This window comes from Nostoc sp. LEGE 12447 (assembly GCF_015206985.1).
Classification (GTDB): domain Bacteria; phylum Cyanobacteriota; class Cyanobacteriia; order Cyanobacteriales; family Nostocaceae; genus Nostoc.
The window spans coordinates 1-11,178 of sequence record NZ_JADEXT010000095.1 but is presented as its reverse complement, the minus strand read 5'-3'; the positions used below and the strand labels follow the sequence as shown (position 1 = coordinate 11,178).

14 protein-coding genes are annotated in these 11,178 nt (G+C 39.7%); 4 read left to right on the top strand and 10 right to left on the bottom strand.

The features are described from left to right. Nucleotides 1–312 precede the first annotated feature (312 nt). The 5 genes from IQ274_RS35665 to IQ274_RS35645 all read right to left on the bottom strand — a co-directional run bounded on the left by IQ274_RS35665 (nucleotide 313) and on the right by IQ274_RS35645 (nucleotide 4,453). Nucleotides 313–726 (bottom strand): hypothetical protein, encoded by a 414-nt coding sequence (locus IQ274_RS35665; RefSeq protein WP_175586885.1) that lies wholly within the window; start codon nucleotides 724–726, stop codon nucleotides 313–315. A gap of 375 nt (nucleotides 727–1,101) precedes the next feature. Next, a complete protein-coding gene (locus IQ274_RS35660) occupies nucleotides 1,102–1,431 on the bottom strand; it encodes a hypothetical protein (protein WP_163934505.1) in 330 nt (109 codons plus the stop codon). Between the two features lie 169 nt (nucleotides 1,432–1,600). After that, entirely contained in the window at nucleotides 1,601–1,855 is a 255-nt protein-coding gene (locus IQ274_RS35655; protein WP_163934507.1) for a hypothetical protein, read from the bottom strand. Nucleotides 1,856–1,998: 143 nt separating this feature from the next. Continuing rightward, nucleotides 1,999–3,021: a tyrosine-type recombinase/integrase gene (locus IQ274_RS35650; protein WP_163934510.1), complete on the bottom strand. Its 1,023-nt coding sequence runs from the start codon at nucleotides 3,019–3,021 to the stop codon at nucleotides 1,999–2,001. Nucleotides 3,022–3,436: 415 nt separating this feature from the next. Continuing rightward, a complete protein-coding gene (locus IQ274_RS35645; protein ID WP_194145161.1) occupies nucleotides 3,437–4,453 on the bottom strand; it encodes an AraC family transcriptional regulator in 1,017 nt (338 codons plus the stop codon). Between the two features lie 219 nt (nucleotides 4,454–4,672). On the opposite strand from IQ274_RS35645, the gene IQ274_RS35640 reads away from it, so the two are divergent. Beyond that, nucleotides 4,673–5,134: a response regulator gene (locus IQ274_RS35640; protein ID WP_194145160.1), complete on the top strand. Its 462-nt coding sequence runs from the start codon at nucleotides 4,673–4,675 to the stop codon at nucleotides 5,132–5,134. A 494-nt stretch (nucleotides 5,135–5,628) separates the two neighbouring features. Here the strand turns inward: IQ274_RS35640 and IQ274_RS35635 are convergent, their stop codons facing one another. From IQ274_RS35635 to IQ274_RS35625, 3 genes are all read right to left on the bottom strand, one after another. Next, nucleotides 5,629–5,982, bottom strand: a complete 354-nt coding sequence (locus IQ274_RS35635) for a hypothetical protein (protein WP_194145159.1) — start codon at nucleotides 5,980–5,982, stop codon at nucleotides 5,629–5,631. Nucleotides 5,983–6,143: 161 nt separating this feature from the next. Continuing rightward, nucleotides 6,144–6,509 (bottom strand): clan AA aspartic protease, encoded by a 366-nt coding sequence (locus IQ274_RS35630; protein WP_194145158.1) that lies wholly within the window; start codon nucleotides 6,507–6,509, stop codon nucleotides 6,144–6,146. Next, on the bottom strand, nucleotides 6,506–6,778 hold the full coding sequence (locus IQ274_RS35625) for a hypothetical protein (protein ID WP_194145157.1): 273 nt from the start codon (nucleotides 6,776–6,778) through the stop codon (nucleotides 6,506–6,508). Before IQ274_RS35625 ends, IQ274_RS35630 begins: the two co-directional genes overlap by 4 nt. 230 nt (nucleotides 6,779–7,008) lie before the next feature. On the opposite strand from IQ274_RS35625, the gene IQ274_RS35620 reads away from it, so the two are divergent. After that, nucleotides 7,009–7,305 carry a hypothetical protein gene (locus IQ274_RS35620; RefSeq protein WP_190735663.1) on the top strand — a complete coding sequence of 99 codons (297 nt, stop codon included), beginning with the start codon at nucleotides 7,009–7,011 and terminating at the stop codon, nucleotides 7,303–7,305. A 59-nt stretch (nucleotides 7,306–7,364) separates the two neighbouring features. Here the strand turns inward: IQ274_RS35620 and IQ274_RS35615 are convergent, their stop codons facing one another. Then, nucleotides 7,365–7,616: a hypothetical protein gene (locus IQ274_RS35615; protein WP_194145162.1), complete on the bottom strand. Its 252-nt coding sequence runs from the start codon at nucleotides 7,614–7,616 to the stop codon at nucleotides 7,365–7,367. Nucleotides 7,617–7,666: 50 nt separating this feature from the next. Between IQ274_RS35615 and IQ274_RS35610 the strand changes: the two genes are divergently transcribed. Further along, nucleotides 7,667–8,308: a ParA family protein gene (locus tag IQ274_RS35610; RefSeq protein WP_194145156.1), complete on the top strand. Its 642-nt coding sequence runs from the start codon at nucleotides 7,667–7,669 to the stop codon at nucleotides 8,306–8,308. Continuing rightward, a complete protein-coding gene (locus IQ274_RS35605) occupies nucleotides 8,295–9,215 on the top strand; it encodes a ParB/RepB/Spo0J family partition protein (protein WP_194145155.1) in 921 nt (306 codons plus the stop codon). Before IQ274_RS35610 ends, IQ274_RS35605 begins: the two co-directional genes overlap by 14 nt. 347 nt (nucleotides 9,216–9,562) lie before the next feature. Here IQ274_RS35605 and IQ274_RS35600 read toward each other — a convergent pair whose 3' ends face one another. Beyond that, nucleotides 9,563–10,396 (bottom strand): hypothetical protein, encoded by an 834-nt coding sequence (locus tag IQ274_RS35600; protein ID WP_228058619.1) that lies wholly within the window; start codon nucleotides 10,394–10,396, stop codon nucleotides 9,563–9,565. Between the last annotated feature and the right edge of the window lie 782 nt (nucleotides 10,397–11,178).

The window sequence follows — 11,178 nt, the reverse complement described above, 5'->3', positions numbered from 1 at the left end:
TGTGATTGATGGAGTTCAAAGAAGAGGAGAAAAGGGGAACTACAGTACGCAACGTGTAAGATTTAACTCTAATTCTTCTGCTTAATCATTTGTTACATACCTATAAATTTTCTCCCCGACTTACTTATAAGCCCATTTTTGTTCTGAATGAAGATATCAGCCCAATGGAATTAGCAACCGACCAGCAGATTCAACAGGCTCTATTGCAACTAAGTAGTCCATATTTGGAACCTAAGGAAGAACTGGCGAAGCTGTCACCAAGCGCAAACTAAACAATTTAGTTTAAATATCAAGCATCACCATCTAAAGCCCTTAAATAGATACAGTTAAGATTTTAAACAACCAGTCTTCTAGAGGTACGCCGAATTCTTCTGGAATCTGTTGTTGTATCTTGGTGTATTGAACCTGATTCCAATATGCAGGATTAAATATACTGTGCGGAACTTCTACATCAACTAATTGTGGATTTTCCATAACACGACACCACATTCTGGCTCGATAATCAATTGTTAGGTTCCCACTCGGCAACTCAATCCAATAATGCGGTGACACTTGACCATGCCCAATCCATTGGAATGAACCGCAGCAAATTATATGTTCAATACCCTTATTAAATAAAATAGTAGAGATAACTTTGCTATGCCCATCACACTCCGTTGGAGAATTATCCCAAATATCTAATTCTTCACGTAGCTGGTCAATAAAGTCATTATTCATGACAAGCATATTTATTCTCCCTCAACCATTTATTCAATTTTCAAATAATAGGAAACTTCTGTCCGTTCTAACTCCATTAAAAAGCCAGTTAATGCAAATGGACATTTACAATTTAGTTCTTTTTCTATCAACTCAGCATTTAGGTTATATTCTTGACACACAATCTCAAAAATATCTTCAGTGGTTAATTCTAGATTTTGATCTAATTCCCAAACTCGCCCTTCTATTAAGTGGATATCATCTCCTTCTGGGTAAGTAATTTCGGTTTTATAAGCGAAAATTTATGTCAGCTATTTGGGATGTCATTTTTCAATCCCCTCTGATTTGACGACATAAATACTAAAAGCCTCTGTCATTGCGTAATTCCCTTTTCAACTCACCAAGTTAACTAAAAAGTTGATTTAAAATATTGTTTATTTGCCCGGAAAACCAATAAGAGCAGCTATGAGCAGCTTCATTATAATTAGCATCCAGGCAATTTTCAGCATTTTCTAATCTACCAATTGAGCCTTTGATTTCAATTATTGATATTTGTTCGCCTTCAGCTTCAATAATTTCTTGTACTCTTGACTCTGGGAGTTTTTCGGCAGAGAGCGAATCTATTGATAAGCCTGTGTCTACAACAATATTTGATAAATGATAAATTGATTTACATCCATCATCGGTACAAAATACTAAACAATTATTCCTCACGTAAATCTCAGTAATTCTCATTGTATAAATCCATGCTTTGATTAGATTCGTGTACCAAATTACCTTTTCGTCACTTGATACTTAAAACTACTAAAATTAATGTATCAATAATCATGATTGATTTCCTGTCCAAGGATTTAAAGCACTCCGAGAAATTTTTTGGCTTCAGCCAAGCTTATCAAACTCTTTTCTAGTTAGGAACTTCCCCATTTTTTCGTCGGTCAGCCTCAGCACAAGCCTTTTCATAAACCTCATAAGAGCCACGAATAAAGTCCTTTTCATAAGATGCTAAATCTTTGTATGGGATAGCGCTTTCAAGCGAGACAGCCTGCATTATCTCTTCAAAGCTTTGAAAATATCCAGGCTCAATTGCGATTGCTAACAAAAACCTCACGGAATTATTTTTAAACTCTTGATGACATAGCTCTAATGCATCTGATTTCATACTCCTACCCTTGAGAATTATTTGGATTTATAAACGGTTTTCTAGGTGATTTGATAAGTTCCGTAAAAATATCTTATCAAACATATTTAATTACCAGTTATTAAATAATATAAATCTCCTCTAATTAGTCAATATATTAATTTTTATTGATCCGAATCCTTCAACATACTCGTTAACAATTCCGACATCTCCCACAGGTCTTTATTCCTGTTGTCATCATAAATCATCAGCGTTCGCGGGTCAGCATGACGGCTCAACTTCTGCACCTTTCTGATATTCCCATCAGTTGCATCAAGTGCCGCCGTAATCGCCGAATGCCTGACCCTATGCGGAGACATGGGTTTCTTCACCCCCACCGCCTTAAAAGCAGCAGCAACTATTTTATAGACAGCATCCGTAGTCAATCTATGCCCTTCGTTATGGAAATCTAATGCTGTAAAAATTGGGAAATTGGGATTCAAATCACCTCGCGCAATTAACCAATCTGCAAGAGCATGAGCCACATCCTTGGACATATCTAAATACTCTTCATTCGTTCCCTTACCCTTCCCCAAAACTCTCAACTTGCGACCATAAAAATCAAAGTCCCCCACATTAAGATGGCATACCTCCTGGCGACGCAACGCTAAACCCCACAGCACCAGAAAAATTGCATAGTTGCGTTTACCAATCAAAGTCTCCCTATCAAATTGCTGAATTACAATAGATATCGCTTTGCTATCAACACCCCGCGTATCCCGATAAGCCAATACCTTCTCGCCTGACACATCTTCCAGGGAATAGTTGCACACTCCCAACTTCCGCCCCATTTTCGCCAACGACTTAATCGCCGCCAGCCGCCGATTGATGGTTGCCTCCCGCAACCCAGATTTAATCAACATCGCCTTGTACTTCAGCACCACCATCACCGCCTGCTCTCGCTGCAAGTGCAAAAACTCCAGCACGCTATCACCAGTTGGCGGTAAGCCCGTCATCTTCAGAAAGAAATCTCTCAAATCCTTCTCATAAGCACGCCGAGTATTGGGGTTGCGCTTATCTGCCAAGAGTTGCGCCAACACATCCGGGTCGCCCTGAAGCTGCGCGTCAAAATATCTGGCGATCGGTGCATCTAAACACGCTTCCAACTCAACCTTGATCAATTCCCCCCAACCTGGCTGATTAGGCATAAATGCTTACTAGCTCGTTATTGATAATGTAGCTTTCCAATAACGAATATCATTGCATACAATGTTCTTGCCAAGTGTGTTTACACAAGATATAGCAATAGCCACTTGTTGCGTAAGTCACTAAGTATCATTAGCACTGTGGTAGTCTGTAAAATTGCTGCTTTGATATCGAAATTGATATCAATTTTGGTAGCACAAGAATACTGGGGACTCTGCCCCAAAGCGATGCCTGCGGTTCAAATAGCCAACACGGCATCACCGTGCCAAACCGGGTTAATTGTACTCCAAGGCTGAAAGTAAGGTGAGGCAAGCCTTTCAAGAAGCGCTTTTTAGTGAAAAAACTACGATTATACTGCTAGTTTTGATCGAGGATGCAGAGAGTGTGCGTAAGTCATAAAGGAACCAAAAGCAAAAGTTAAGCTGGGAACGAGAGATGTACACTACGGCGGTACTCGCCTGGTGTAGTCCCTGTCCAACGTTTAAAGGCATGATAGAAGGCGCTAGTTTCTGAGAAGCCAAGGAGAAAGGCAACTTCACAGATGGCGATATGGCGTTCTTGGAGATAGTAAATGGACAACTGCTGCCGCATTTGGTCTAACAGTTCTTGATAAGAAGTTCCGGCTTTTTTAAGTTGGCGTTGCAGAGTGCGAGGAGTATATCCTAGACGATGAGCGATCGCTTCCAAGCTAGGGTTACTAGTACGCAGTCCTTCACTAATCAGCTGAAGTACTCTGTCTACAAGAGTTTCATTTCGTGGTAATCGAGCTAACAAATCCTCAGCATAGCGATCAAGGATGCTACATAGGCCAGGGTCTGATTTCAACACTGGTTGCCCAAGAAAAGCAACATCAAATAAAATTTCCGCTGTTGGTTGATTGAACTCTAACAGAGCGCGAAATAAACAGCGGTAAGCAGAAATATCTTCTGGTGTTGAGATCGGAAAGTTGACTTGGATTGGCACCCAATCTAGTCCAGTTATCCTGCGAACAGCAACGACGATACTTGCTAAACCCCACTGAACGCAAACCACAGGCGGTTGAGGTAGTCCGAAAGTAATACTAGTCAGTTGGGTTACGTTGTCTTCGGTTTTCAGAAAGAACTTGATACCTGTGTGTAACAATTCCGAGTATCGGACTATCCTTGACAACGCTTCAGCCACGTCTGTGCAGCTATTAATCACATAGCCAAGTATATCCCCGGTGGCGGGGACATTAAATTCTGGTAGATGTAAACCAATATAGCGATCGCCAGACTGATGAACAATCTCTTGCCAGAGAGCATAATACTGTTCGCGGGAAATTCGGGCATCAGCATTTTCAAGGATGGATGCATCGAGTCCAATGGCAGCCAAGAGCGCCTCCGGCTGTAAGTTGACACCACGCGCTGCATTGAGAATGCCTTGCACAAACTTAATTGAGACAGTGTGGAACATACAACACGACTCGACGAAGATTGCTGTTAGTCATTTAATTGTAATTACTTGCTTGAGGTTTAAATATCAAACTTTTTGTCGCATTGAATCAATGCTTCTAGCTAAATAACAACAGTAACTTCATAGATAAAGGGGCTTGATTAGCAAGCTCCCAAAAATATACTCACTTGACCAATTTTGCCTAAAAATTGATCAAGCAACTAGGGAGGCTCTGTGATCGTGTCAGATAATTTTTTTGATTTGCATCTTGAAGATGATATAGATATCTTTAAAGGGTTGACAATTCTTGCGGTAGATGACATAAACGATATCTTGATTCTAATTAGCTATATTTTTGAAAGCTATGGAATTCATGTGATGACCGCATCATCAGCTGCGGCAGCATTTGAAATCATTAAACAATTCCCGGTGGATCTTTTAATAAGTGATATTGCTATGCCAGAAAAGTCTGGGTATTGGTTAATACAGAAAGTTAGAACACTTACGCATCCACAAAAAAGAGAAATTCCGGCAATTGCTTTTACTGGCAGTGTTGAAGATAATTCCTCTGAAAAGGCTCTGGCGTTTGGGTTTCATATCTATCTTCAAAAGTCTTCTACCCCGAAGCTGTTAATCACAGAAGTAGTAAAACTACTATTAGGGGTAGTGTTACGCAAACCAACTTCATCGCTCAGAAACTAGTAGATACTGATGTACATAATGGTAGTCCCAAAGCAACAGGCTGTGGAAAGCACCAAAATCTGTCGCTCACAGTTGATATCACTCACTGATCGCAACCATCTATCAACCAGGGGTGGGGTATAGAAGCGTGTATAGACGATTAAATAAGCTGCTCACCCCTTTATATAAGCTATCTTTATCAATCGCCCTGTGTAGAGAATTTTTCGGTGCTGGAAAGATAAGTTTGACTTAACTGGGGTAACTTGTAGGGTGGATATTCACCAGAGAATCAGGGTTTGGGACGATGAGAACTGTTGGTATTTAAGTTGCGATCCTTGGCGGAACTAGAGTTTACAAACCACCAGATATCCTTTGCCCATGCCAAGATAGAGCGATCGCAGTTGGTACTTGCCGGAGTAAGTTTGTATATAGGCTTTGTCTATATTAATTTCTATATAAGTTCTGGGAGAATGCCCTGGCTGCCAGCACCGCCCTGCACCAAAAGTGCCAGATTACTAATGGTTGACAGTAGCCGTAGATGAAACGCTCTGAACATCGAGGTAGTGTCTGATATCTTCTATTTTTTTGGTTGAGAGTGCTTTTCTTCTCAAAGATGCAACAACACTATTAGCTCTAACCAACGCCAGCCAAATATCTAGGCTGTCTGCAATTTTTGTAAGAGTTTCTTCTTGAGACGTTATCTCTTCTTCGAGGTGATCTGGGTAAAATATCCCCCCAATTAATCCCCAATCTGGGCGCTCTTCTTCTAACTTTAGACTAATGTAGCAGCTATCAATTGCTGTTACGCCTCTTTGACGAGCAAGCTGTCTTACCTTTTCCTTTATCCTCAAATATTCTACTGGAATCATAATCTTTCCGTAACTTCTTTCTTGTCAGCATTCTGCAAAAGTATAGTCGGGCATTATCAAAAGCTAATTCCTCATCAGTTAGACTCAGTTACCATTTAATGAAGGTAGACAATTGAACTTCTTCTGATAATTCCGAACCAAGCAAAACAATAACTAATCGATTAGAGTTTCTTTAAGGAAACTAAACCATTGTCTTGAAAATCTATTTCTAGATGATATCCTGCCATCAGAGAAGTCCCAAGCAAAGGTTTATAACCAGCAGCTAAAACTGGAATTAATCTTTCTATCCCGTCCCATAAAATTGTTGCCAAATGTATAGATAATAAAGCTTGACTACCGTCGGCTAACCTTGCTTCGGTACTAGAATATAAGGGAAGATTCATTGCACTGACTGCCTGTGATGGTAAAGTAAGATGGTCATTAAATCCAGTATCAATGACAAAATCCAAGTTAAAATCTGGCTGCGAAGGTAAACGAAAAACCACTGGAACTATTGCCCTACCATCGATTACTTTTCCATAAATCATTCAGCAGTACGCTCCATTGCACCACCAAAACTTACAGCAACATCATAACCAATCCGTATAGTAAACAATCTAGCATTAGGGTTTTTCTGTTTTAACTTTAATGCTGTCTCTACACCAGTTGGATCTATCCCATATTCACCACTTTCTGCATCAATCACAATCATCTTGCCGATATTGTCACCAGATTCGACATTTTGACGAATACCGTTTTCGTAAAACTGTTTAGCTCTTAGGGCTACTTCTTCTACACTCCAGAAAATTGATTGCATCACAATTTCACCAAATAATTGCTTCTTCAATTATTGTAGTTTCAGAACTAATAAAGGCGTTTATTGTTCTCAACAGGTGCGTTACAGCGATAGCATAACCGCCCGTCGCGCTCATACTGCCAAGAGCTGATTTGTGTATATAAAAGTACAAAGATAATGATAAAACTCGGAAGAAGAACTACAGTTGTTGTGGAAGAATAAGGCAGATAAGGCAACATTTAGGGAATTATATGGAATTTAACAAAGAGTTCGAGAATATACTTGATATCCCTGAAAATTCTATTACTTTACCTGAAAATTTTGATTATGAAATAGCTGAGTATATTGCTGAAATGGTACTAAACTCTAAAGAAATTGCACAAAAAGACTCTTCATATAATGGTTTTGGTCTTTTATTTAGAGAAAATAATATAGATTCAGAACAATATGAAAAATTAAGGGAAGATTTAATTCAGAATATAGAAAATATACTGCGTGATTACTATCTCAACAAAACACGCGGATATCTAACGCCTAAAGATGAATAGCAGTAGGCATGATTACTCGCATGAGACAGTAGATTTCAGAATTTTTGCAAATATTTAGACTACAAAATCATCAATTTTTTCTTATCCCAGCCCCGACTTCGTTTGAAGGTTATGCAGTCATGCCTCTCAAAAACCTTGCTAATCCTTGACTCCATTGTCACAAGAGCAAAGCGTATAATGACACGTCCACCATAGCCGAGATATCCGTCACTCAGTTCCAACTTTTCTGGGGTAAATTCTAGATACTGTTCAGAGGTAATACCATCTCTTTCGAGTTGGGGTTGGGGCAGTGAAGGTTGAGATTGAGTCATAGGAAAGCATTATTTTTAGTGGTACATTTTGCACAAAACTCAAAAAAATCATGATCATTGGGTTAACGAATCAAAAGGGGGGCGCGGGAAAAACTACAATAGCTGGGCATCTTGCATACTGGTTGAGCCAGCGTGGAACGGTGATTGTTGTAGATGCCGACGCGCAACAAAGCAGCACTAACTGGATGAAAGATTTACAGTTACCTTGTAAAACGATGATAGACCCGGACGACCTTTTTGACGAACTTCCGACGCTGGCAGAACAGTATTCAGCTGTGGTTGTGGATGGCCCCGGTAGTCTCAGCGAGACAACAAAAGCAATTTTGTCCAGATGTGACTTAGCTCTAGTACCTTGTAAGCCATCTGGTCTAGATATGCACAGTACATCAAAGATGGTAAGGATTTTGCGTCAAGCAAGAGAATTACGAGGAGGGATGCCGAATGTAGGTTTATTTTTAAATCAAGCTAAGAAAGGAACTGTGTTACTCAAAGATGCTCAAAGAGCTTTAGATGCCAAAAACACAGGGTTTCCTTTGCTAAAGTCAATGTTATTTGACCTTCAGGTGATTGCTGATGCGCCAGGGCAAGGAACTACTGTTTGGGGGCTGGGTGGAGCAACAGCCAAACGCGCTGCTCAGGACTTTGAGGCACTGTTCACTGAAGCCTTAGAGGTAGCCAATGTCAAAAAGTAGACGAATGGTAGAGGATTTTATTTTTAGGGACGAGGGACAACAGTCCACAGTCTCCATACCTTTAAACTCGATTGTTCTGCCATCCGAGGAACTAAGGTATTACATCGACCCTGAAGAAGTTGAAAAAATTGTTGCTACTGCCAGAAAAAATGGCATTCTTGCGCCACTTCTAGTTCGCCCCATCCCTGGCAGTGACAAGCATGAAGTGGTAGCAGGGGCAAAGCGTTACAGAGCTGCTCATATTCTGAAGCTGGTAGAAGTCCCTGTAGTTGTCAAACAACTTAGCAATGAAGAAGCTCTGGAGATTGCTTTAATTGAAAATTTTGCTCGTTCTGGGTTGACTGACCTAGAAGAAGCTGATGGAGTCTTGAGACTTTTATCCATGAAACTCAATCTGCCAGTAGCCGAAGTGTCAGTGCTATTGCATCGCATACAAAACCAATTACGAGATAGACTTGCCACCAATAACGTTATTGGTGAAAATGTAATCCAGGTTGTGCAAGAGGTTCTCGCCTCTTTGGGCAATATTAAACTCGACTCATTTATCAGCAACCGCCTCCCATTACTCAACCTGCCTAGCGACATTTTAGAGGTATTGCGCTCTGGAAAATTGGAAGCTAGCAAAGCTAAAGCGATCTCACGGGTAGCAAATGAGGACAAGAGAAAAGAACTGCTAAGTGTGGCCGTTACAAATAAATTATCGTTAAATGAAATCAAGCAGAAGATTAAAGAGTGGCAACAGTCAGAACCCGATTCAGCATCTCTTGGAGAGTCTTCATCTCTTCAACAGCGTGCCGATGAAACTTTCCGGCAACTTAAAAAGGCTAAGGTTTGGGATGACCCTAAGAAAAAAGTTCGCATAGAGAAATTACTGGCCCAGTTACAAGCATTGATGAAAACAGATTAACCAGATCAGTACAGGCTCAACTTAGCATGGAGCTTTAAGATTTTTATCTGTGAAACTCAATCTGCCAGTACCCGAAGTGTGAGTGCTACTGCATCGCACACCATTACCAATTACGAGGTAGACTCGCCACCAATAACGTTATTGGTGAAGATGTAATCTTGGTAGTGTAAGAGTTATCACCTGTTTGGATAACATCTTGCTCGACTCATTTCTCAGTGTTCGCCTAACCTGTATCCCAGTTTTCCCGTGGGGATCTTCAGAAATACCGATAACCCTATAGGCATCATGTTTTAAGCAAGTCAATAAATCCTGTTTCTTAATTGGTTTTCTTAAAAATGCCTATAAATTCATTTACCTTTGAGATGAAAATAGTACACAAATTTTTGTTGTGGTTTAGGAAGAATCTGTTTTACTGTTCGTTCCACATCAACTTGGGTTTTACCACTAGCAATCGGCATAGCCTCAAAAAAAGCAAACCAGACATCATTTAAACCTATTTCTCGCCATTGCTTGCTATATTTTTTTGCATATATCTTACCTACCTCTTGGTAGTAAAGGTGCTTTAGCTCGGAGCTTTTCTCCTTGAGAATCCGTATTTCATTCCAATGTTCTTCTAAATTTTTTTGACTTTTTAAATAAGTCTTTAACTTAGCAATTTCAGGCGATTCAATTTCTGACACAGAGGCGGTTAGGGAAGTTATAATACCAAACCTTGTCTTCGCTAACTCATAATTTTCTTTAAGTGAACCCTGTACACCACGGCCAAAAAAAATGTTAGAAGACTTAAATATACCATCTGAGACAATTTTATCCTTGAAAGGTAGCAACACTGTCTCAACTAATCTTGGGAGGCTTGAACCAACTATTTCTTCAAATGGGCTATATAAGGACAGAACTCCATAAGCTTTAGGAGGCTCATCATTAGTCAGAAAAACTGTATACTTCTTCAAGTAACGAAAAACAAAAAATTTCCCTGGAATAAAGCCTTTCCAACTTTGAATAATAGAAATATTTTCCGGCGATAAATTGTCTGTATTTTCTTGAATAAATCTATCAAAAAGTTCGGGATTTTGGTAAAGTTTATCTCGAATTTTTACTGTTGACTCAAAAGGATACCTTTCTATGTCCTCTGGCTTTTTTATACCAGGGGTTATCTGGAATTTTTGATTTGTGTAAACCAATAGGGGTTTAAAAAGGCTAAAGAAATAATCGGCTTCTTCTTGCGGTAGCTGCATCTATAAAATCGATTCAGAATCTCCTTTTAATTAGGCTACCTTGTTTAGTAGAGAGACTCAATGCCCAACGTCACATCAATATTTAGTTAGTAGTTACACGTAATTAGTCATTCGTGGAATAGACGATTGAAAGTGCTTTTATCTGTGCCAATACCTTATGGCAGAGGTAGAAATTATATTGTTCGCGCCGCCCCTGTGTCCTTTGAGCATCTGTCAACGATTCTTCATCTGAAGAAGGCGGTTTTTCTATTTCTTGCCATTACATCTGTGTTTATCTGTCTTCATTGAGGTACTTAAGCAGAGTTTCGATTTGCTGAACAGAATAGACATTAATCGGGAGCATGGGAGTATCTGAGCCACCAAGGATAGCTATTACTCGATGAGTATTGTAGTCTATATTTTTGAGCTTTTGTATCAGGCGTAAGCCCAGAACTGGAGTATTACACCGGGATTTGATAAAAGTTTCAATGTCGAAAAATATTGCTTAAAACTTTATTTGATAGGGTGCAGAGGAATCTTAATTATAAATTCTGAACCAAGTCCTGGCTGAGAATTGCAAATAAGGTGTCCACAATGTTTTTCTACAATAATTTGATAACTAATAAGTAGAACGAGGTGGAAAAACCAAACTGTGTAAAGATAAGTAAATACGTATAATGTGTCTACGAAGGTAACAGAGATATGGGCAGCCGTTTAAGGGTCTTTCTGACCAGAGAACAAGATCAAAC